The organism is Burkholderia pyrrocinia (assembly GCF_022809715.1).
Classification (GTDB): Bacteria; Pseudomonadota; Gammaproteobacteria; order Burkholderiales; family Burkholderiaceae; genus Burkholderia; species Burkholderia pyrrocinia_C.
Genome location: NZ_CP094459.1, coordinates 3,342,809 through 3,362,553, shown reverse-complemented (window position 1 = coordinate 3,362,553; position 19,745 = coordinate 3,342,809). Strand labels below are relative to the sequence as shown.

19 protein-coding genes are annotated in these 19,745 nt (G+C 68.9%); 9 read left to right on the top strand and 10 right to left on the bottom strand.

Annotated features, from left to right (window positions below; genetic code table 11):
• Window positions 1–45: 45 nt before the first annotated feature.
• Window positions 46–1,827, bottom strand: coding sequence for an arginine--tRNA ligase (gene argS, locus MRS60_RS15555; protein ID WP_034179169.1), 1,782 nt, complete (start codon window positions 1,825–1,827; stop codon window positions 46–48).
• Window positions 1,828–2,028: 201 nt separating this feature from the next.
• Here argS and MRS60_RS15550 point away from each other — a divergent pair, with 201 nt between their 5' ends.
• Window positions 2,029–2,352 carry a DUF1840 domain-containing protein gene (locus MRS60_RS15550; RefSeq protein WP_034179168.1) on the top strand — a complete coding sequence of 108 codons (324 nt, stop codon included), beginning with the start codon at window positions 2,029–2,031 and terminating at the stop codon, window positions 2,350–2,352.
• Between the two features lie 112 nt (window positions 2,353–2,464).
• Here the strand turns inward: MRS60_RS15550 and metH are convergent, their stop codons facing one another.
• The 5 genes from metH to MRS60_RS15525 all read right to left on the bottom strand — a co-directional run bounded on the left by metH (window position 2,465) and on the right by MRS60_RS15525 (window position 9,258).
• Window positions 2,465–5,182 (bottom strand): methionine synthase, encoded by a 2,718-nt coding sequence (metH, locus tag MRS60_RS15545; RefSeq protein ID WP_034179167.1) that lies wholly within the window; start codon window positions 5,180–5,182, stop codon window positions 2,465–2,467.
• A 42-nt stretch (window positions 5,183–5,224) separates the two neighbouring features.
• On the bottom strand, window positions 5,225–6,292 hold the full coding sequence (locus MRS60_RS15540; protein ID WP_034179166.1) for a homocysteine S-methyltransferase family protein: 1,068 nt from the start codon (window positions 6,290–6,292) through the stop codon (window positions 5,225–5,227).
• 202 nt (window positions 6,293–6,494) lie between these two features.
• Window positions 6,495–6,752, bottom strand: coding sequence for a BTH_I0359 family protein (locus tag MRS60_RS15535; RefSeq protein ID WP_006477667.1), 258 nt, complete (start codon window positions 6,750–6,752; stop codon window positions 6,495–6,497).
• A 241-nt stretch (window positions 6,753–6,993) separates the two neighbouring features.
• On the bottom strand, window positions 6,994–8,280 hold the full coding sequence (locus MRS60_RS15530) for a DUF3108 domain-containing protein (protein ID WP_175748978.1): 1,287 nt from the start codon (window positions 8,278–8,280) through the stop codon (window positions 6,994–6,996).
• A 111-nt stretch (window positions 8,281–8,391) separates the two neighbouring features.
• Entirely contained in the window at window positions 8,392–9,258 is an 867-nt protein-coding gene (locus MRS60_RS15525) for an IclR family transcriptional regulator (protein WP_034179164.1), read from the bottom strand.
• A gap of 129 nt (window positions 9,259–9,387) precedes the next feature.
• On the opposite strand from MRS60_RS15525, the gene MRS60_RS15520 reads away from it, so the two are divergent.
• The 6 genes from MRS60_RS15520 (at window position 9,388) to rfaE2 (ending at window position 15,430) form a co-directional block, all read left to right on the top strand.
• Window positions 9,388–10,377: a fumarylacetoacetate hydrolase family protein gene (locus MRS60_RS15520; protein WP_243564952.1), complete on the top strand. Its 990-nt coding sequence runs from the start codon at window positions 9,388–9,390 to the stop codon at window positions 10,375–10,377.
• A gap of 130 nt (window positions 10,378–10,507) precedes the next feature.
• Entirely contained in the window at window positions 10,508–11,335 is an 828-nt protein-coding gene (locus tag MRS60_RS15515; protein WP_047899145.1) for an enoyl-CoA hydratase/isomerase family protein, read from the top strand.
• Window positions 11,336–11,417: 82 nt separating this feature from the next.
• Entirely contained in the window at window positions 11,418–12,167 is a 750-nt protein-coding gene (locus MRS60_RS15510) for a PhaM family polyhydroxyalkanoate granule multifunctional regulatory protein (RefSeq protein WP_034179161.1), read from the top strand.
• Window positions 12,168–12,191: 24 nt separating this feature from the next.
• On the top strand, window positions 12,192–13,418 hold the full coding sequence (locus tag MRS60_RS15505; protein ID WP_034179160.1) for a patatin-like phospholipase family protein: 1,227 nt from the start codon (window positions 12,192–12,194) through the stop codon (window positions 13,416–13,418).
• Between the two features lie 476 nt (window positions 13,419–13,894).
• Window positions 13,895–14,773, top strand: a complete 879-nt coding sequence (locus MRS60_RS15500; protein WP_011353352.1) for a diiron oxygenase — start codon at window positions 13,895–13,897, stop codon at window positions 14,771–14,773.
• A gap of 171 nt (window positions 14,774–14,944) precedes the next feature.
• The gene (gene rfaE2 / locus MRS60_RS15495) at window positions 14,945–15,430 is read left to right on the top strand and encodes a D-glycero-beta-D-manno-heptose 1-phosphate adenylyltransferase (RefSeq protein WP_034179159.1); all 486 of its coding nucleotides are present in this window, start codon (window positions 14,945–14,947) and stop codon (window positions 15,428–15,430) included.
• A gap of 16 nt (window positions 15,431–15,446) precedes the next feature.
• Here rfaE2 and MRS60_RS15490 read toward each other — a convergent pair whose 3' ends face one another.
• The 3 genes from MRS60_RS15490 to MRS60_RS15480 form a co-directional block, all read right to left on the bottom strand.
• Window positions 15,447–15,689, bottom strand: a complete 243-nt coding sequence (locus tag MRS60_RS15490) for a hypothetical protein (protein ID WP_217590774.1) — start codon at window positions 15,687–15,689, stop codon at window positions 15,447–15,449.
• Window positions 15,690–15,920: 231 nt separating this feature from the next.
• Entirely contained in the window at window positions 15,921–16,709 is a 789-nt protein-coding gene (locus tag MRS60_RS15485; RefSeq protein WP_243564951.1) for a type III pantothenate kinase, read from the bottom strand.
• The gene (locus MRS60_RS15480; RefSeq protein ID WP_243564950.1) at window positions 16,706–17,626 is read right to left on the bottom strand and encodes a biotin--[acetyl-CoA-carboxylase] ligase; all 921 of its coding nucleotides are present in this window, start codon (window positions 17,624–17,626) and stop codon (window positions 16,706–16,708) included. Before MRS60_RS15480 ends, MRS60_RS15485 begins: the two co-directional genes overlap by 4 nt.
• A gap of 508 nt (window positions 17,627–18,134) precedes the next feature.
• Between MRS60_RS15480 and MRS60_RS15475 the strand changes: the two genes are divergently transcribed.
• Window positions 18,135–18,317 carry a hypothetical protein gene (locus tag MRS60_RS15475; protein ID WP_175748974.1) on the top strand — a complete coding sequence of 61 codons (183 nt, stop codon included), beginning with the start codon at window positions 18,135–18,137 and terminating at the stop codon, window positions 18,315–18,317.
• A gap of 29 nt (window positions 18,318–18,346) precedes the next feature.
• Window positions 18,347–18,856: a hypothetical protein gene (locus MRS60_RS15470; RefSeq protein WP_034179445.1), complete on the top strand. Its 510-nt coding sequence runs from the start codon at window positions 18,347–18,349 to the stop codon at window positions 18,854–18,856.
• Window positions 18,857–18,897: 41 nt separating this feature from the next.
• On the opposite strand, the gene MRS60_RS15465 is transcribed toward MRS60_RS15470, so the two are convergent.
• On the bottom strand, window positions 18,898–19,743 hold the full coding sequence (locus MRS60_RS15465; RefSeq protein ID WP_243564949.1) for a tetratricopeptide repeat protein: 846 nt from the start codon (window positions 19,741–19,743) through the stop codon (window positions 18,898–18,900).
• Window positions 19,744–19,745 lie beyond the last annotated feature (2 nt).

Here is a 19,745-nt window from a genome sequence, read left to right as displayed (position 1 = left end):
GCGCTGCCGCGGCCATTCGCTGCCCGGTTCGGGCCGCTTGCGTCCTTACATCTTGGCGGGCGCGGACACGCCGAGCACCGCCAGACCGTTCTCGAGCACCTGCCGGGTCGCGGCGAGGAGCGCGGCGCGCGCGTTGCGCGGCGCTTCATCGTCGACCAGCACGCGCTCCGCATTGTAGAACGAGTGGAATTCGCCAGCGAGATCGCGCAGGTAGAACGCGACCGCGTGCGGCGCCAGCTCGTTCGCCGCGTGCGTGAGCATGTCCGGATACTCGGCGAGCTTCTGCATCAGCGATGCGGCCTGCGCGCTCGTCAGTTGCGACAGGTCGGCGCCCGGCAGTTGCGCGGCGTCGACGTTGTAGCGCGACTTCAATTCGTTGAGCACCGAGCAGATCCGCGCATGTGCGTACTGGACGTAATAGACCGGGTTCTCGTCGTTCTGTTTCAGCGCGAGGTCGATGTCGAACACGAACTCGGTATCGGCCTTGCGCGAGATCAGGAAGAAGCGCACCGCGTCGCGGCCGCGCGTGATGGTCGCCTCGTCGATCAGGTCGGGCGCCGCTTCCTGGCCCGCCGCCGCGCCGCCCGACCATTCGATCAGGTCGCGCACCGTCACGTAGCTGCCCGCGCGCTTCGAGATCTTCACTTCCTGGCCGTCGCGCATCACGGTGACCATCTTGTGCAGCACGTAGTCGGGATAGCCCTTCGGGATCCCGATGTGCAGCCCCTGCAGGCCCGCGCGCACGCGCGCGATCGTGCCGTGGTGGTCCGAGCCCTGGATGTTGATCACCTTCGTGAAGCCGCGCTCCCACTTCGTCACGTGGTACGCGACGTCCGGCACGAAGTACGTGTACGTGCCGTCCGACTTGCGCATCACGCGATCCTTGTCGTCGCCTTCGTCGGTCGTGCGCAGCCACAGCGCACCGTCCTGCTCGTAGGTCATGCCGGCCTTGATCAGCGCGTCGACCGTCTTCTCGACGCGGCCTTCGCTGTACAGCGACGATTCGAGGTAGTACTGGTCGAACTTCACGCCGAACGCCTGCAGGTCCATGTCCTGCTCGCGACGCAGGTACGTGACCGCGAACTTGCGGATCGCGTCGAGATCCTCGACGTCGCCCGCGCCCTTGACGGGCTCGCCGTCCGACGCGGCGACCGTTTCGCCGTTCAGGTAGTCGCGTGCGATGTCGGCGATGTATTCGCCGTTGTACGCGGCTTCCGGCCAGCCCGCGTCGCCCGGCTTCAGGCCGCGCGCGCGCGCCTGCGTCGAGATCGCGAGGTTGCCGATCTGCACGCCCGCGTCGTTGTAGTAGAACTCGCGGTGCACCGCGTAGCCCTGGCTCGCGATCACGTTCGCGAGCACGTCGCCGAGCGCGGCCTGGCGGCCGTGGCCGACGTGCAGCGGGCCGGTCGGGTTCGCCGACACGAATTCGAGCAGCACCTGCTTGCCTTTCTCGCGATCCGACGTGCCGAACGCGCGGCCCTGGTCGAACACGGCGGCGATCACCGCCTGCTTCGCGGCGGCCGACAGGCGCAGGTTGATGAAGCCGGGGCCGGCGATTTCGGCGGCTTCGACGAGCCCTTGCGCGGCCGGCTGCGCGGTGAGCGCGGCGACGATCTGCTCGGCGAGCTGGCGCGGGTTCGCGCCGAGCGGCTTGGCGAGCTGCATCGCGACGTTGCACGCGACGTCGCCGTGCGCGGCGACCTTCGGGCGCTCCAGCGTGATGGCCGGGGCGACGAACGCTGCGTCGGCGCCTTTCAGCGCGTGTGCGACCTGCTTGACGCTATCCGCGAGCAGGGCTTCGAGGGTCTGTTTGTGTGCTGGCAGCATGCTGGTAGAAGGCTTCGTTGGTGGCGGCCGGAAACGCCGGGCCGCCGGCGCGCTTTTTAAGCGCGCGTTTCAGGGATCGCAGAATTTTAACAGGTGCTAATATGCCGCTCAGGCGCCCCGCGTCCGCGAGGCCGGACGCCGGTCTGCCGGCGTTCCCCCAACCTCGCCGCGCAGGCACAACAAGATGAAAAGGGAATTGTCATGATTACGTTCAAGAGCAAGGCGGCACAGGATCTCGACGTGCTGAAGGATTTCGCGGTGTATGTGCTGGGCCTCGTCGGCAAGCAGCTGGGCGAGCGCGGTGTGATTACGCACGACGAGCTGGACCACGCGATCGCGAAGCTGGAAGGCGCAGTCGCGCAGGCGAAGCAGGCGCGCGCCGAGCACGCCGGCCATTTCCACGAGGACGAAGCCGATCACGCGCACCATGAAGTGCCGCCGAGCCTGGCCCAGCGCGTCGCGCCGTTCCTCACGATGCTGCGCGAGGCGAAAGCCGGCGAAGCCGACGTGCACTGGGGCTTCTGAGCTTCGTTGCCCGGCAGTACGAAAGTTTAGTAAGGCAGGAAAAAGCCCGCTTCCGAGCGGGCTTTTTCTTTTCGTCTGACCAAACGGGCGGTCGGCCGCCCGTGCGCATCGATCAGAGCTGCGGCGCGAGCGCGCGGCGCGCATCGTCGAGCGACAGCGCCATGCGCCGCGCGTAGTCCTCGAGCTGATCCTGCCCGATTTTGCCGACCGAGAAATAGCGGCTGTCCGGATGCGCGAGGTAGAAGCCCGATACGCTCGCGGCCGGCAGCATCGCCAGCGAGTCGGTCACGCTCATGCCGATCTCGTCCGCGTGCAGCACGTCGAACATGTCGCGCTTCACGAGGTGGTCGGGGCAGGCCGGGTAGCCGGGCGCCGGGCGGATGCCCGCATACTTTTCCGCGATCAGCGCGTCGTTGTCGAGCGTCTCGCCGCTCGCGTAACCCCACAGCTCGCGTCGCACGCGCGCATGCATCGCCTCGGCGAACGCTTCCGCGAAACGGTCGGCGAGCGCCTTCAGCATGATCGCGCTGTAGTCGTCGTGGTCGGCTTCGAACTGCTTTTCCTTCACGTCGACGCCGAGGCCGGCCGTCACCGCGAACATGCCGATGTAGTCGGCGACGCCCGATTCCTTCGGCGCGATGAAGTCGGCGAGCGAGCGGTTCGGCCGCATCACGCCGTCCACCACCGGGCGCACGCTCTGCTGGCGCAGGTTGCGCCACGTGAGCAGCACTTCCGAGCGCGACTCGTCGCTGTAGATCTCGATGTCGTCGTCGTTGACGGTGTTCGCCGGCAGCAGCGCGATCACGCCGTTCGCGCTCAGCCAGCGGCCCTGGATCAGGCGCGCGAGCATCGATTTCGCGTCGGAGAACACGCGCCGCGCCGATTCGCCGACGATCTCGTCGTTCAGGATCGCCGGGTACGGGCCTGCCAGGTCCCACGTCTGGAAGAACGGGCCCCAGTCGATGTAGTTCGCGAGTTCGTTCAGGTCGTAGTTCTTGAACACGCGGCGGCCGATGAACTTCGGCTTCACGGGCGTGTAACCGGCCCAGTCGACCTTCGTCTTGTTCGCGCGCGCCTCGGCGAGCGTGACCATCGGCTGCGCCTTGCGGTTCGCGTGCTGGTCGCGGATGCGCTCGTAGTCGGACTTCAGCTCGTCGAGATACTTCGCCGCGCCTTCGTCGGACAGCAGGCTCGACGCGACCGACACCGAACGCGACGCATCGGGCACGTAGACGACCGGGCCCTCGTAGTGCGGCGCGATCTTCACGGCCGTGTGCACGCGCGACGTGGTCGCGCCGCCGATCAGCAGCGGGATCTTCTTCACGCGGAAGTAGTCGTCGCGCTGCATTTCGGACGCGACGTACGCCATTTCCTCGAGGCTCGGCGTGATGAGGCCCGACAGCCCGATGATGTCCGCGCCCTCGACCTTCGCTTTCGCGAGGATCTCGTTGCACGGGACCATCACGCCCATGTTGACCACTTCGAAGTTGTTGCACTGGAGCACGACCGACACGATGTTCTTGCCGATGTCGTGCACGTCGCCCTTCACGGTCGCGATGACGATCTTGCCCTTCGCGCGCACGTCGCCGCCCGCTTCCGCGAGCAGGCGCTTTTCTTCCTCGATGAACGGGATCAGGTGCGCGACCGCCTGCTTCATCACGCGCGCCGATTTCACGACCTGCGGCAGGAACATCTTGCCCTGGCCGAACAGGTCGCCGACGATGTTCATCCCGTCCATCAGCGGGCCTTCGATCACGTTGATCGGGCGACCGCCGGCCGCGTCGATCTTCGCGCGCACTTCTTCGGTGTCCTCGACGATGAAGGTCGTGATGCCGTGCACGAGCGCATGCGAGAGCCGTTTCTCGACCGGCTGGTTGCGCCACTCGAGGTTCTCTTCCTTCTTCGCGCCGCCCGCCTTGAACTTGTCGGCGATCTCGAGCAGGCGGTCGGTGGAATCGGCGCGGCGGTTCAGGATCACGTCCTCGACGCGCTCGCGCAGCTCGGCGTCGAGCTCGGCATACACGCCGAGCTGGCCGGCGTTGACGATGCCCATGTCCATGCCGGCCTGGATCGCGTGATACAGGAACACGGTGTGGATCGCCTCGCGCACCGGGTCGTTGCCGCGGAACGAGAACGACACGTTCGACACGCCGCCGCTCACCTTCGCGTACGGCAGGTTCTGCTTGATCCAGCGGGTCGCCTCGATGAAGTCGACCGCGTAGTTGTTGTGCTCCTCGATGCCGGTCGCGACCGCGAAGATGTTCGGGTCGAAGATGATGTCTTCCGGCGGGAAGCCGACTTCGTTCACGAGGAAGTCGTACGAGCGCTTGCAGATCTCGGTCTTGCGCTCGTACGTATCGGCCTGGCCCTTCTCGTCGAACGCCATCACGACGGCTGCCGCGCCGTAGCGGCGGATCAGGTTCGCGTGGCGGCGGAACGCTTCCTCGCCTTCCTTCAGCGAGATCGAGTTCACGATCGCCTTGCCCTGCACGCACTTGAGGCCGGCTTCGATCACGTCCCACTTCGACGAGTCGATCATGATCGGCACGCGCGCGATGTCCGGCTCCGACGCGATCAGGTTCAGGAAGCGCACCATCGCCGCCTTCGAATCGAGCATCGCCTCGTCCATGTTGATGTCGATCACCTGCGCGCCGTTCTCGACCTGCTGGCGCGCGACGGCGAGCGCCTCGTCGAACTGGCCGTTGAGGATCATTCGCGCGAACGCCTTCGAGCCGGTGACGTTGGTGCGTTCACCGACGTTGATGAAGAGCGTTCCGGACGTGACGTTGAACGGCTCGAGGCCGGCAAGGCGCATCATGTGATCGGTCATGGCGGTGCGAATTCGTGTAATGAAGGGCGTGGGGCGGTCGGGTCAGGCGTTGTCGCTGTACTGGTTCGGCCAGCGGCGCGGCTTCACGTCGGCGAGCGCCTTCGCGATCTCGGCGATGTGCTCGGGCGTCGTGCCGCAGCAGCCGCCCGCGAGGTTCACGAGCCCGGCCTGCGCGAATTCCTTCAGCAGGCCCGACGTGACGTCCGGCGTTTCGTCGAAGCCGGTGTCGCTCATCGGGTTCGGCAGGCCCGCGTTCGGGTAGCACGACACGTAGGTGTCGCACAGCTTCGCGAGCTCGGCGATGTACGGGCGCATCAGCGCCGCGCCGAGCGCGCAGTTCAGGCCGAACGTGAGCGGCTTCGCGTGGCGCAGCGAATTCCAGAACGCCTCGACCGTCTGGCCCGACAGGATCCGGCCCGACGCGTCGGTGACGGTGCCCGAGATCATGATCGGCAGGCGCTCGCCGGTGTCCTCGAACAGCTCGTCGAGCGCGAACAGCGCGGCTTTTGCATTCAGCGTGTCGAAGATCGTCTCGACGAGGAACAGGTCGACGCCGCCGTCGAGCAGCGCCTTCGCCTGCTGGTAGTACGCGTCGCGCAGCTCGTCGAACGTGACGTTGCGGGCGCCCGGATCGTTGACGTCCGGCGAGATGCTTGCCGTCTTCGGCGTCGGCCCGATCGCGCCCGCGACGAAGCGCGGTTTGTCGGGCGTCGCGTATTTCGCGGCCGATTCGCGCGCGAGCTTCGCCGATTCGACGTTCATCTCGACGACGAGATCTTCCATCCCGTAGTCGGCCTGCGCGACCGTCGTCGCGCCGAACGTGTTGGTTTCGACGATGTCGGCACCGGCCGCGAAGTACTGGTCGTGGATCTCGCGGATGATCTGCGGCTGCGTGAGCGACAGCAGCTCGTTGTTGCCCTTGATGTCGCGCGGGAAATCCTTGAAGCGCTCGCCGCGATATGCGGCTTCGTCGAGCTTGTAGCGCTGGATCATCGTGCCCATCGCGCCGTCGAGGATCAGGATGCGCGATTTCAGCAGCGCGGGCAGTGCGGCGCCGCGCGTGTAGGGCGCGTCGAGCGGGACGGAAGCGGCGAGAGGAGTCGCAGACATGGGAGGAGGACCGGCGAAGACGGGAAAACCGTCATTGTAGCCGGTGCGCCTGGCCGCCGCCCGGCCTCGCGCCGGCCGGGGCGTCCGCCAAATGAAAGCCCCCGCCAGGCGAACCGGACGGGGGCATGATCGGAGTGCTCGCGGGCGCCGCGTCGGTGCGCGGCGAATGGCCCGGCCGCGCGAGGCGCCGGGCCGCGGGTCGTCAGTGCAGCACGACGGGCATCATCATCAGGCTGTCGAATTGCCCGAGGAATTCGTCGACTTCGTCGAGCGACGGTTCATCCTCGATCAGTTGCTTCACGTGCGCTCGAAAGCGTTCGGCAAGTTCGCCGTCGATGAAGATCTCGCGCTGCGCGTTCTTGTCGACGATTTCGTATCCGCCGGCATTCATCAGATGATGGCCGGCCTGCGGCGCAAATTCGACGACGCAGTAGTTGGGGCTGTTGTAGATCATTTGCATGGCGGCACTCCTCTTCGCAGTGGCATCTGGCCTTGTTGTCCCCTAGGTGGGGCGAGCCTTGCCGGTTTCAAGGGGCTTGCGCAGCACACCCCGTTCCCGTTGCGTGGGGTGTATCGGTTAGAAGCCGATGTCTATGAAACGTTTCCCATTGTCTGCCGGTGGACTGAAATAGTTGTTAAAGAGTGTCATCGGCCATTTCACGGAAATCTGTAATCGGTCGAAATTGCCGATCCACGCGCGTTCACTGTGTGACAGGCGACGACGCCGGCGGTGCAGCCGGTTGCGCGGGCGGTTGCACGGTGGCAGGCGGCGCGGGTTGTGCCGGTTCCGTGGGCGGTGCGGATGATGCGGCCGATGCTTCGGGCGTCGCTGCGTCGGCGGGTGCGCTCGTTGCGCCGCCTGCCGGTGCGGCATCGGACGGCGTGGCAGGCGCCGCGAGCCGGCCGTGCCACAGCAGCTCGATCTGCGCGCCGTTCGGTTCGCTCTGCACGAGCCGCGCGGGCAGCCAGCCGAGCGACGGCGCGAGCCACATGTCGATGCGGCGCGTGTCGCCGTCGCGGCGCGGCAGGCGCATGAAGTGCCGCGCGTCGATGATGCCGGCCTGCGTCTGCACCTGCTCGTCGCCGATCACCGTGATCGGCCAGGTCTCGCCGCTGTTGTTGTCGATCACGAAGAACTGCTGCGTGACGCCCGGCTTGTAGGCGGACGGGTTGCCGCGCAAGAGCCCCGACAACTGCATCAGCATGCTGAAGCGGTCCTGCACGCCGTCGGGTAGCGGCGCGTTGTTCGGCGTGCGCGTGAACACGACCTGCCGGATCTCGCGGTTGAAGATCGCGATGTCTTCCGGCCGCTTGCCGCGCTTCTCGACGTAACGGTCGGGCGCAACGCCGAATGCGTCGATGCGGCCTTCGCTGCGATAGGCGAACGGGCCGACGAACGGCACCGGCATCGATACCGACAGGTCGTAGGTGTGCCCGTCGGTGCGCCAGTGGATCGTACCGATCATGTTCTGCATCCCGTTGTAGAACGTGTCGTACTGCAGGTCGCCGGACGGCGGCGCGGCGAACTTCACGCCGCTGGCCGCGGGGCCCGGCGTCGCGGCGCTGCCGGCGCCGGCGGCCGATGCGGCGTGCGCGTCCGATGCATCCGGCACGCCGCTCGCCGCGGAGGCGGCAGCCGGTGGCGGCTCGCCGTGCTCGGCCGTCTGCGTCGACGTGAGGACCGGCTCGGGCGACGGTGCGGGCTTCGGTGCGGCGGCCTTCGGCGCGGCCGGTGCGGGGGCGGCCGGATGCTCGACCGGCTTCGGCGCAGGCGGCGCGGGCTGGCGCTCGATCGGTTGCGGCTTCAGCAGCTCGATCTGCACGGGGACCTCGGCGGGTGCCGGCGGCGTGAACGATTCGCGATTGCGCATCAGCCAGATCGCGGCGAGCGCGTGCAGCACCAGCACGACGACGAGCGCGACGCCCACGCGCAGCCAGCGGCGGGGCAGGGCGTGACGCGGGCGGATGTCGGCAGGCTGCATGGGCATCGGAACGGGGGCGGGGCGGTCGCGTGAAGTTGGGCGCGCAGCGCGCCACAGGAATCGGACCGTCGGAGGCGCCGCGCGTTCGCGGCGCGTACCGGGGGTGTCTCGCGTGCGTCAGGCGTCGCGTGCGTCGGGACTATAGCCGAGTTCGTAAGACAGTTTCCGCGCGCACGCGCGCAGCGCGGTGTCGATCTCGCCGCCCCACGCGATATCGAACGAGCCTTCCTGGCCGAGCGCGACGATCGCGAGCGCGAGCTCGCCGACCGCGTCGAACACGGGCATGCAGAACGCGTGGATCGTCGGCAGCAGCATCCCTTCGACGCGCGCGGCCTCGTGCTCGCGCACGTCGGCCAGCACCGCGTCGACCTCGTCGAGCGTGCGCGGGCCGCCGTGATGCGGCGAGCGGCGCGTATCGGCGAGTTCGCGCTCGAGCATCGCGGCGGTCTTGCTGCGCGGCAGGTACGCGGCGAACAGCAGCCCGGTCGCTGAGCCGAGCAGCGGCATCACGTCGCCGAGCTTCAGCGACGCCTTCGCCGGATGGCTCGATTCCATCCAGTGCACGATCGTCGGCCCCTGGTTGCCCCACACCGCGATGCCGACCGTCTGGTCGAGGCGGTCGCGGAACTCGGTCAGCGCGATCCGCGCGAGCTTCACGCCGTCGACGCGCGCGAGCCGCGCGAGCCCCATCTGCAGCGCGAAGCCGCCGAGTTCGTAGCGGCCCGACACGGGATCCTGAGATACGACACCGAGCCGCGAAAAGCTGACCAGGTAGCGGTGCGCCTTCGCAGGACTCATGCCCGCGCGCTGCGCGAGGTCGCGCAGCATCATCGCGCGCGGCTCGCTCGTCAGCACGTCGAGCAGGCGGAAGCCGACCTCGATCGACTGGATGCCGGAACGGACCTTCTCGCCGTGCTCGCCGGAAGCGGCGTCGTCGGTGTCGGAGTCGGCGAGATCGTCGTCGGGAAGCGGGCTGGCGGGCATGGGCAGCGGGTGCGCGAAAATGCGGCAAGGATCGGGGCGAACACGGCGTGCGCGATCGTCGCGCGCCGCATGGATTCACCATCGTAAAATAGATTCCTTCCATCGTCACTACAACGGCAGATTCCCGCTATGAAACTTGCTTCGCTGAAGGACGGCACGCGCGACGGCCAGCTGATCGTCGTGTCGCGCGACCTGCACACCGCGGCGATCGCCGACGCGATCGCGCCGACGCTGCAGCGCGTCCTCGACGACTGGGCGTTCTACGCGCCGCAGCTGCGCGACCTGTCCGACGCGCTGAACCACGGCCGCGCGCGCAACGCGTTCCCGTTCGATCCGGCCAACTGCATGGCGCCGCTGCCGCGCGCGTTCCAGTGGGCCGACGGCTCCGCGTACGTGAACCACGTCGAGCTCGTGCGCCGCGCGCGCGGCGCGGAGATGCCGCCCGAGTTCTGGACCGATCCGCTGATGTACCAGGGCGGCAGCGACGATTTCCTGGGGCCCCGCGACGACGTCGTGTGTCCGTCCGAGGAATGGGGCATCGATTTCGAGGCGGAAGTCGCGGTGATCACCGGCGACGTGCCGATGAGCGCCTCGCCCGACGACGCGCTGAAGGCCGTGCGGCTCGTCACGCTCGTGAACGACGTGTCGCTGCGCAACCTGATTCCGGCCGAGCTCGCGAAGGGCTTCGGTTTCTTCCAGAGCAAGCCGGCCACCGCGTTCGCGCCGGTCGCCGTGACGCCGGACGAGCTCGACGAATGGCGCGAAGGCCGCGTGCACCGGCCGATGATCGTCCACTGGAACGGCAAGAAGGTCGGCCAGCCCGATGCGGGCACCGACATGGTGTTCCACTTCGGTCAGCTGGTCGCGCACGCGGCGAAGACGCGCAACCTGCGTGCCGGTTCGATCGTCGGTTCGGGCACGGTATCGAACAAGGATGCGAAGCGCGGCTATTGCTGCATCGCCGAGAAGCGCTGCCTCGAGACGATCGAGCACGGCGCGCCGCAGACCGAATTCATGCGCTACGGCGACACCGTGCGCATCGAGATGTTCGATGCGGCCGGCAAGTCGATCTTCGGCGCGATCGAGCAATCGGTCGCACCGCCCGACGGCGCGGCGTAAGGCGAGGCGCGCGACGCACGCAGCGCCCGCGCGAAACCCGGCCCCGGCCCGCGCGCCGGGTTTCGCCTGATGTTTGCCCGCGCGGGCTTGGCTACACTCGATTCAAGAGCCTCGAGCAAGGAGCAGGCGCATGGCCGATCTCGCCGCGTACGGCGGTTACGAAGCACTGAAGGTGACGCGCCGCGACCATGGCGTGCTCGACATCGTGATGAGCGGCGAGGGCGCGAACCGCAGCGGTCTCGCGACCGCGAACGCGCGCATGCATCGCGAGCTCGCCGACATCTGGCGCGACGTCGACCGCGATCCCGACACGCGCGTCGCGGTGATCCGCGGCGAAGGCAAGGGCTTTTCGGCGGGCGGCGATCTCGCGCTCGTCGAGGACATGGCGAACGACTTCGACGTGCGCGCCCGCGTGTGGCGCGAAGCGCGCGACCTCGTCTACAACGTGATCAACTGCAGCAAGCCGATCGTGTCGGCGATGCACGGGCCGGCCGTCGGCGCGGGGCTCGTCGCCGGGCTGCTCGCCGACATCTCGATCGCCGCGAAGGATGCACGCATCATCGACGGCCATACGCGGCTCGGCGTCGCGGCCGGCGACCACGCGGCGATCGTGTGGCCGCTGCTGTGCGGGATGGCGAAGGCGAAGTACTACCTGCTGCTGTGCGAGCCCGTGAGCGGCGCGGAAGCCGAGCGGATCGGGCTGGTGTCGCTCGCGGTCGAGCCGGCCGACCTGCTGCCGAAGGCGTACGAAGTGGCCGAGCGGCTCGCGCACGGTTCGCAGTCGGCGATCCGCTGGACCAAGTACGCGCTGAACAACTGGCTGCGCACGGCCGGGCCGACCTTCGACACGTCGCTCGCGCTCGAATTCATGGGCTTCTCGGGGCCCGACGTGCAGGAAGGCATTCGTTCGCTGCGCGAGCGGCGCCCGCCCGACTTCCCCGGCGACGCGCCGTTCTGACGACGCGCGCTATGATCGAATCACGCGCGGCTGCACGACGCATGGCGGCCGCCTCGCTCCCCCAGTCAACCAGGATGCCCGTATGACGACCGATGCCTCCGGCTCCAACCCTTTCGCCGGCTTTGCCGGCTTCAAGCCCGCCGACATGATGGACCGGATGTGGGACATGATGCGGATGTCGCCGTTCGGCGGGATGACGTCGTTTCCGGGCGCCACGCAGGGGCTGCCGCCGTCGCTGTCGAGCATGTCCGACATGATGGCGCCGCTCACGAGCGTCGAGGAACTCGACAAGCGGATCACCGATCTGCGCGCGGTCGAGCAGTGGCTGAAGCTCAATCTCGGGATGCTGCAGTCCGCGATCCAGGCGCTCGAGGTGCAGCGCGCGACGCTCGCGACGCTGCGGGCGTTCGGCGCGTTCGCGCAAAGCTCGATGTCGGCGGCCGAGGAAGCGGCCGTCGCGGCGGCGCAGGCGGCGAAAGCCGCGTCGGCGCCGCCGGGCGACGCAGCGCCGGCGGCGGACGGTGCGGATGCGCCGCCGGAAGGCGATGCCGCGCAGCAGGCGTTCGATCCGGCCGGCTGGTGGAACCTGCTGCAGTCGCAGTTCAACCAGCTCGCGAGCCTCGCGATGGCGCAGCCGGGCATGCAGCCCGCGGCGCCGGGCGACGCGCCGCCGGACGCGGCCGCCCCGCCGGAGCAGGCCGCGAAGCCGGCACGGGCCGCCGCCGCGCCGCGCAAGCCCGCCGCGAAGCGCGCGAAGCCGACCGGTTCGGCCGCGGCGAGCGCGGCGGCCGCTTCGTCGCCCGAAACCCGTCCGCCGAAGCGCTCGACGTGACGCGGCGCCGGTAGCAGGTCGATCATGCGGCTCGCGCTCGTTCTGATGGGAGGCGGCGCGCGTGCCGCCTACCAGGTCGGCGTGCTGAAGGCGCTGGCCGAGATCGCGCTCGAGGCCGATCCGGACCGGCACACGCTGCCGTTCGCTGTCGTGTGCGGCTCGTCGGCCGGCGCGATCAACGCGACGTCGATCGCGAGCCACGCGGACGACTTTTCCCACGGCGTGCGCCGCCTGCTCGAATTCTGGGAGCACCTGCGCCCCGACTACGTGTACCGCACCGACTGGCTCGGCATCGCGGCCGCCGGCGCGCGCTGGCTCGCGACGATGACGTTCGGCTGGGCGGCCCGCCGTTCGCCGCGCGGGCTGCTCGACAACACGCCGCTCGCGCACCTGTTGCAGCGCGAACTGAGCTTCCACCGGATCGAGCAGATGCTCGAGGCGCGGCTGCTGCATGCGCTTGCGGTGACGGCGCTCAGTTATTCGAGCGGCCGGCACCTCACGTTCTACCAGGCGGCCGAACCGATCCAGGCGTGGCGGCGCGCGCAGCGCACCGCGCGGCTCGTCGATCTGTCGGCGTCGCACCTGCTCGCGTCGTCGGCGATTCCGTTCGTGTTCCCGGCCGTGCCGCTCGTGCTCGACGGGCAGATCGAATATTTCGGCGACGGTTCGATCCGGCAGATCGCGCCGCTGTCGCCGGCGATCCACTTCGGCGCGCACCGGATCGTCGTCGTCGGCGCGGCCGATCCGCGGCCCGAGATTCCGGCCGCGAACGGCGCCGGCCGCGTGCGCGGCTACCCGACGCTCGCGCAGATCGGTCAGCAGGTGCTTGCGAGCGTGTTCCTCGACTCGATCGGCTCGGACATCGAGCGGATCGAGCACATCAACCGGATGATCGAGCACCTGCCGCACCAGGTCGAGATCGACAGCGGCTGGCGGCACGTCGACGTGCTCGCGATCGCACCGTCCGAGCGGATCGAGCTGATCGCCGCGAAGCACCTGAAGCAGATGCCGGCCGCGATGCGCGGGCTGCTCGGCGCGGTCGGCGGCAGCCAGCCGGCCGGCGCGTCGTTCGCGAGCTACCTGCTGTTCGAGGAGGCGTTCACGCGCGAACTGATCGAGCTCGGCTACGGCGACGGGCGCGCGCAGCGCGACACGCTCGCCGGCTGGATCGCGCAGGCGGACGGCGGCAGCGCGCCGGCAGCCGGCACGCCGCCGGAAGACGGGCTCGCGACGGGCGAAATACGGGTCTGATGCGCGCGGATGGCGGATGGTTGCGCGCGGTTGCGTTTTCGCGACGGTCGGGCGCGACCGATCGCCGCACCGGGATTGGCGGCGCGCGACCGGGCAGGCGTCTCGGAAGCGTCATACACGCGTGATATCATGGCCGCCGCCGTATACACCACATCGAGCAGCCCGCCGATCCGGCATCCGCACGGGACCCTACGGGGAACCCGCCTGGGGGCAGGGGACGGGCTCGCCAACGAGCCGGCCAGCGCCGGCCCCCAACTCAGGCAAGCGCGGTCGGTTCCGTTCGAACGGAGCGTGGCTGCGGCGTGCCCAACGGCGGCGGCGCGGCCGCCCGGCTGCCGGACGCGGAATCAGCGTCCGGTCGGTCGGTTTCACGCGTAAAATTACAGTCTTGGCTGCAAAAAGCGCGCTTGGCGCGCCTTTGTGGCAACAGTCACGTTTAGAGAAGTCGCATTGCGCAGAACAGGGGTGGGACCATCATGAACACGATGCTTTATCCGGAACTTTACAGGTCGCTCGAAGCCGTCCGCTGGGACATGGAGAAGGACATTCCGTGGGACAAGTTCGACGCTTCGCTGCTCACCGACGAGCAGGCGAAGACGATCAAGATGAACGCGATCACCGAATGGTCGGCGCTGCCCGCGACGGAAATGTTCCTGCGCGACAACCAGCACGACAGCGACTTTTCCGCGTTCATGAGCGTATGGTTCTTCGAGGAGCAGAAGCATTCGCTCGTGCTGATGGAATACCTGCGCCGCTTCAAGCCGGAAATGGTGCCGACCGAAGAGGAGCTGCATGCGGTGCGCTTCCAGTTCGATCCGGCGCCGCCGCTCGAAACGCTGATGCTGCACTTCTGCGGCGAAATCCGCCTGAACCACTGGTACCGCTGCGCGGCCGACTGGCACACCGAGCCCGTCATCAAGCAGATCTACGAAACGATCTCGCGCGACGAAGCGCGCCATGGCGGCGCGTACCTGCGCTACATGAAGAAGGCGCTGAACAACTGCGGCGACGTCGCACGTGCCGCGTTCGCGAAGATCGGCGTGCTGATGGCGTCGGCGCGCCGCACCGAGAAGCCGCTGCACCCGACCAACCTGCACGTGAACCAGGCGCTGTTCCCGCGCGATACCGTGCAGTCGCGCCTGCCGGATCCGGAATGGCTCGAGCGCTGGCTCGACGAGCAGATCCGTTTCGACGGCGAGTGGGAAAAGAAGGTCGTCGAGCGCATCCTGCACAACCTGTCGATCCTGTTCGAGCGCACGTTCGCGACCGCGCAGGAACTGAACCGCTACCGCAAGGAAGTCACCGGGCGCCTGCAGGCCGAAAGCGGCCCGTCGTCGGCCGCGCAGCCGGCCTGAGGCCGCAACGCACTGCAGCCGGCGTGAGTCGCGCCGGCCGCACCGCGTCGTTTCGTGTCCGTTGCATGAAGCCCGCCCGGCCGGTCCGGCGGGCTTTTTATCTGGCGCCGCCATCGCGTCCTGCCGTCCGGGCCGCCGCGCGCGCCATCGTTCATTTCGTCCGATCTCCACATGTCCGCCACCTTCGAACGCAAGCTGATCACCCGCGACGCCCTCGTCGCCCTGCGCGCGTCGCTGCCGTCGCCCGTCGTGTTCACCAACGGCGTATTCGACATCCTGCATCGCGGCCACGTCACGTATCTCGCCGACGCGAAAGCGCTCGGCGCATGCCTGATCGTCGGCGTGAACTGCGATGCGTCGGTGCGCATGCTCGGCAAGGGCGACGATCGGCCGATCAACCGCGAGGACGATCGCGCGGCGCTGCTCGCGGCGCTGGAAAGCGTCGACTGGGTCGTGAAGTTCGAGGAAAAGACGCCGGTGTCGCTGATCGAGGCGATCCGCCCGGACATCCTCGTGAAGGGCGGCGACTACGACATGGATGCGCTGCCGGAATCGGCGCTCGTGCGCAGCTGGGGCGGCCGCGCGCTGGCGATTCCGTTCGCGCACGACCGCTCGACCACCGCGTTGCTGAAGAAGGTCCGCGCGCAGCAGTCCTGAGCGCGGCCCGGCGCCGTCAGGGCGCTGATGCCGCGAGCGGCGCGGCCGTGACGGCCGGCGGCGCGATCGGGCCGCCGACGACGGGTTGGTCGGCAGCCTGCGCCAGCGGCGTCACGCGCAGCGCGTCGGGCTGCACCTGCCGCGACAGCACGCCCGGTTCGCGCGGGCCGGCTGCCGGCAGCGGCCCGAACACGCCGCGCGCCACCACGAACGCGAGCATGTTGGCGAGAAAGAGAACAGCGATCAGCCAGCGCAGCATCGTCGATACCCCTTTTCGTTCAGTCGTTCAGTCGGACCCGCCGCATGGCCGGCCTGTTCGTTGTTTTCATGACTGTTCGCAACAGTCAGGCAATGCATGTGCGACCTTTGCCGCGCGGTGGCCTGCTGCCTGTATCGCCGCGGCGGCGTGCTTCCTCACCGTCACCGCGATGAAGCCCTGCATGGGCATTCGTCGATACCGCCGGTGCGGTGCTAAGCCGGCGAATTTCCGTCAATCCTGCGCGACAGCTTCCGCGGCGATCAGCGCGAGCCCGGACAGGATCAACGCGTCGTGCCGCGTATGCGGCAGCGTCAGCGCGCGCGCGACCTCGTCCGCCGCGCCGCCTGCCAGCACGAGCCGCACGGGTGCCTGCCATGCATCGGCGAGATCGCGCCACGCGCGTTCGATCAGCCCCGCCTGCGCGTACAGGCAGCCTGCCGACAGCGAACGCGGTGTGTCGACCTGAAACGGCTCGGCCTGCGCACCGGCGAGCAGCCCGCTCGCGATGTCGGTGGTCAGCGTCGGCAACTGCGCGGTGTGCGTGCCGAGCGCGCGCATCATCAGCGCCCAGCCCGGCGCGATCAGGCCGCCCGTGAAGCGGCCGTCCGCGCGCAGCGCCTCGAGCGTCGTCGCGGTGCCGAACGTCGCGATCAGCAGATGCTCGCCCGGAAAGGCCGCGCGTGCGCCTATCAGGCCGGCCCAGCGGTCGCTGCCGAGCTGTTCGGGCGTCGTATAGCCGTTCGTCACGCCGCATTGCGCGGCTCGCGAGCGTATCGTCGTGCGCGGCAGGCCGGGCCAGCGCGCGTCGAGCAGCGCGTCGATCCGTGCGGCCACGTCGGCGCCCGCGACGTTCGAGATCCATGCGCCGCGCGGACGCGGCAGGTTCGACCAGTCGGGATCGCCGCCGCCGTCGCGTGCATGGCCGAACGCGCCGGTCTGGACAAGCGTGCGCTGCGCATCGGCGAGCGCCCACTTGATCCGGCTGTTGCCGGCGTCGATCAGCAGGGACGGCTCGTTCATTGCGCTTCGCGCAGCGACACGTCGCCGGCCGCGATCGCCTGCACGCCGTTCGGCGTGTCGAGCAGCAACTGGCCGGTCGCATCGATACCGGTCGCGATGCCGCGCGCGCGTTCGACGCCCTGTTCGAGCAGCACGACTTCACGTCCCGCATAGGCGTGCAGCGCGTGCCAGCGCGGCAGGAACGGCGCGAGCCCGTCGGCGCCGAACTGCGCGAGCGCGGGCGTGAGCGCGTTCAGCGACGCGGCGAGCGTATCGGTGAGGTTGGCCGATGCGCATGCAATCGACAGCGCGGCGGGAGGCAGCCCGCTCGCGAGCGTCGCTTCGCGCGCGCGCAGCGCGTCGACCTGCGCGGCGACGGCTTCCGCGCCGCGCACGTTGATACCGAAGCCGATCACGACGGCGGTCGCATCGGCGGTGGTCCAGACGGTTTCGATCAGGATCCCGGCGAGCTTGCCGACGATGCGCGGCGTGCCGTCGTCGGTGGCCGCCAGCAGCAGGTCGTTCGGCCATTTGAGCGCGACGCGCATGCGGGCATCAAGCGGCAGCGTGGCCAGCCCTTCGGCGAGCGCGACGCCGATCGCGATGCTCAGGCCGCCGAGCGCGTCGACGGCGCGCGGCACGATGCAGCCGACCGAGCAGAGCAGCGCATTGCCGGGCTGCGCGAACCACGGGCGGCCCTGCCGGCCGCGGCCGGCCGTCTGCTCGAACGCGACGCGCACGAGCGGCGCGGGCAGCGCGTTCGCGCTGCGCGGCAGCGCCTTGAGCCGCGTCGCGACGTCGGCGTTGGTCGAGCCGGTGGCGGCGACGATGTCGAGCGGCCACGCACGCGGCGCGGCGTCCAGGTGCGCCTCGAGCCGGTTGCGCGCGATGTGCGCGTCGCCGGAATCGGGCGTGTCGGAGGAGGTGGGGGCGTTCATGGTGGCTATTGTAGCGACAGGGGGCGGGAGGCGAGTCGGGAAGCGGGGAACAGGTAAGTACCGATATGGTCGCGCCGCGCAAGTTCAGAGTCTTGGGATTTCGCGAGACCGAATCAACATCGATACAAAGATCTGGCACAACGATTCGCTCATTCTCCCGAGCCAGCGTAACCGGATCGAGATCGAGTTCATTCCCGCCGGTTCGCGTGGCGGCTGTGAGAACACTTGCGGCGCAACCATGCACCGGCAGAAATATCGACGGCGACGGCCGCGCATCCGGCGCGGCCGTTTGTTTGCCGGCTCGGCTTCACGGACACGCAAGCGCTTGCAGTCGGTGTCCTGCTTGACCACGGGCCTGTTGCCGCTTTCGTCTGCAGAACCCGGCACCGTTGCGCACCGGCGCCAGCCTGCATCTTGATATTCCCGACCGGCGCGACTACGTTCGATATATCCGCTCCGGCGGCCCGCGCGGCGCGTCCTCGTCGTTGCCGCATCGAGGGAAATGGCAATGAACAAGCTTCATTCGTGTTCGAGCCTGTCCAGCCTGTTCGAGCGCTTTCACCGCAAGACGCGCCGGATCTCCGACACCGTCGGTCCCCCGATGACGCGCGCCTGTCGCCGGCTGATGGACTCGCTCGCGTCGGCATGGTCGGCGGTGCGCTCGGGTATGTCGCATACGCACCGGCACTGACGCGGCGGACCGTTTTCAAGGAGGTGGCCATGCAACTCCACATGCATTCGCACCATTACGCGCGCCGCGTTCCGGTGTGGCGCGCCGCCGTGATCGGCGGGTGCGTGGCCGGTGCGGTTTTCCTCGTCATCCAGGTCGTCGCGGCGGCAATCATCGGACACGACGCGTGGGCGCCGCTGCGCATGATCGCGGCGATCTACTTCGGCGACGACGCGCTCGCGCCGTCGATCACGGTCGAAGTGGGGACGCTGCTGGCGGCGCTGGGCGTGCACTTCGCGTTGTCGATCGTATTTGCGCTGATTCTGGCCGTGATCATCGCGTGTTTCAGCCTGGATTCGAGCGTCGGGATGGCCAGCGTGGCGGGGGCCGTATTCGGCGTGCTGCTGTACGTCGTCAACTACTACGGCATGACTCAGTTGTTCCCGTGGTTCGCCGACGCGCGAGGCTGGGTGAGCGCGCTCGATCACATCCTCTTCGGACTGATCGTGTCCGACGCGTACATGCGTCTGGAGCGACCCGCGCAGAGCGGTGCCGCCTGACGGGATGCCGCGACGGCGCCCGGCCAGGCGGCAGGGTCGCGTCACGGAGCAACGACCGGATGCTTCAGCGCATGCGCGGTCTCGATCCACTGCGCGTGGAATTCGTCCGCGTCGGGCCGGAGCCCCAGCTCGCCGTTGCGATAGGCCATCGCGAGCGTCTGCACGGCTTCCGGCAGCTCGTGTTCGGCGGCCCGGCGATACAGCGCGAGTGCGCGCGCGTCGTCGCGCGGCACGCCGCTGCCGTCGCGGTACGCGTTCGCGAGCATGAAGTCGGCGGCCGGGATGTCCGCGCGCGACGCGACATCGAACCAGTGCGCGGCCTGCACCGGATCGGCGGCGATGCCGTAGCCGCTGCGATAGATCAGCCCGAGGTAATACGCGGCGGCCGGGTCGCCCTGTTCGGCCGCTTCGCCGAGCAGCGCGCGTGCGCGTGCGTAGTCCTTCGGGATGTCGCCGCTGCCGAGCAGCAACACCTTGCCGAGCGCGAGCTGCGCGCGGCGCGCGGCCGGTGCGTCAGCCTTGCCGTCCGCCTGCGCGGCGGTTTCCAGCCAGCCGCGCCCCTCGTCGCGCAGCCCCGGTTCGCGCGCGTCGACGAGCGCGATGCCGAGCGCCGCCTGCGCGGCGCCCGACCCGCGGCGGGCGAGCGTGCGCAACTGCGCGAGCGCGTGCGGCTCGGTGGCCTGCGTGACCATCGCCTGCCACTCGTCGAGCTGCGCGGCGCTCGGTGCGGGGCCGGCGCCGCGCAAGCCGGTCGCAGCGACCACGGCCGCGACGGTCACGGCCGCCGCCGCGAGCAGCGCGGCCGGCGGGAGTTTCGCGCGCAGCAGGCGCCGCGCGGCGGCGGCGAAGCCGGTTTCGGCCGGCCGCATCGTCCGGATCGGTTGCATCG

What these genes read in the sequence shown, in the direction of transcription:
- MRS60_RS15515 (WP_047899145.1), top strand. Translation starts at nt 10,508, where the DNA reads ATGGCCGATCTCGCCGCGTACGGCGGTTACGAAGCACTGAAGGTGACG.
- MRS60_RS15500 (WP_011353352.1), top strand. Translation starts at nt 13,895, where the DNA reads ATGAACACGATGCTTTATCCGGAACTTTACAGGTCGCTCGAAGCCGTC.
- MRS60_RS15475 (WP_175748974.1), top strand. Translation starts at nt 18,135, where the DNA reads ATGAACAAGCTTCATTCGTGTTCGAGCCTGTCCAGCCTGTTCGAGCGC.
- MRS60_RS15530 (WP_175748978.1), bottom strand. Translation starts at nt 8,280, where the DNA reads ATGCCCATGCAGCCTGCCGACATCCGCCCGCGTCACGCCCTGCCCCGC.
- MRS60_RS15480 (WP_243564950.1), bottom strand. Translation starts at nt 17,626, where the DNA reads ATGAACGCCCCCACCTCCTCCGACACGCCCGATTCCGGCGACGCGCAC.
- MRS60_RS15465 (WP_243564949.1), bottom strand. Translation starts at nt 19,743, where the DNA reads ATGCAACCGATCCGGACGATGCGGCCGGCCGAAACCGGCTTCGCCGCC.
- MRS60_RS15505 (WP_034179160.1), top strand. Translation starts at nt 12,192, where the DNA reads ATGCGGCTCGCGCTCGTTCTGATGGGAGGCGGCGCGCGTGCCGCCTAC.
- rfaE2 (WP_034179159.1), top strand. Translation starts at nt 14,945, where the DNA reads ATGTCCGCCACCTTCGAACGCAAGCTGATCACCCGCGACGCCCTCGTC.
- MRS60_RS15525 (WP_034179164.1), bottom strand. Translation starts at nt 9,258, where the DNA reads ATGCCCGCCAGCCCGCTTCCCGACGACGATCTCGCCGACTCCGACACC.
- MRS60_RS15490 (WP_217590774.1), bottom strand. Translation starts at nt 15,689, where the DNA reads ATGCTGCGCTGGCTGATCGCTGTTCTCTTTCTCGCCAACATGCTCGCG.
- MRS60_RS15520 (WP_243564952.1), top strand. Translation starts at nt 9,388, where the DNA reads ATGAAACTTGCTTCGCTGAAGGACGGCACGCGCGACGGCCAGCTGATC.
- MRS60_RS15540 (WP_034179166.1), bottom strand. Translation starts at nt 6,292, where the DNA reads ATGTCTGCGACTCCTCTCGCCGCTTCCGTCCCGCTCGACGCGCCCTAC.
- metH (WP_034179167.1), bottom strand. Translation starts at nt 5,182, where the DNA reads ATGACCGATCACATGATGCGCCTTGCCGGCCTCGAGCCGTTCAACGTC.
- MRS60_RS15470 (WP_034179445.1), top strand. Translation starts at nt 18,347, where the DNA reads ATGCAACTCCACATGCATTCGCACCATTACGCGCGCCGCGTTCCGGTG.
- MRS60_RS15485 (WP_243564951.1), bottom strand. Translation starts at nt 16,709, where the DNA reads ATGAACGAGCCGTCCCTGCTGATCGACGCCGGCAACAGCCGGATCAAG.
- MRS60_RS15535 (WP_006477667.1), bottom strand. Translation starts at nt 6,752, where the DNA reads ATGCAAATGATCTACAACAGCCCCAACTACTGCGTCGTCGAATTTGCG.
- argS (WP_034179169.1), bottom strand. Translation starts at nt 1,827, where the DNA reads ATGCTGCCAGCACACAAACAGACCCTCGAAGCCCTGCTCGCGGATAGC.
- MRS60_RS15550 (WP_034179168.1), top strand. Translation starts at nt 2,029, where the DNA reads ATGATTACGTTCAAGAGCAAGGCGGCACAGGATCTCGACGTGCTGAAG.
- MRS60_RS15510 (WP_034179161.1), top strand. Translation starts at nt 11,418, where the DNA reads ATGACGACCGATGCCTCCGGCTCCAACCCTTTCGCCGGCTTTGCCGGC.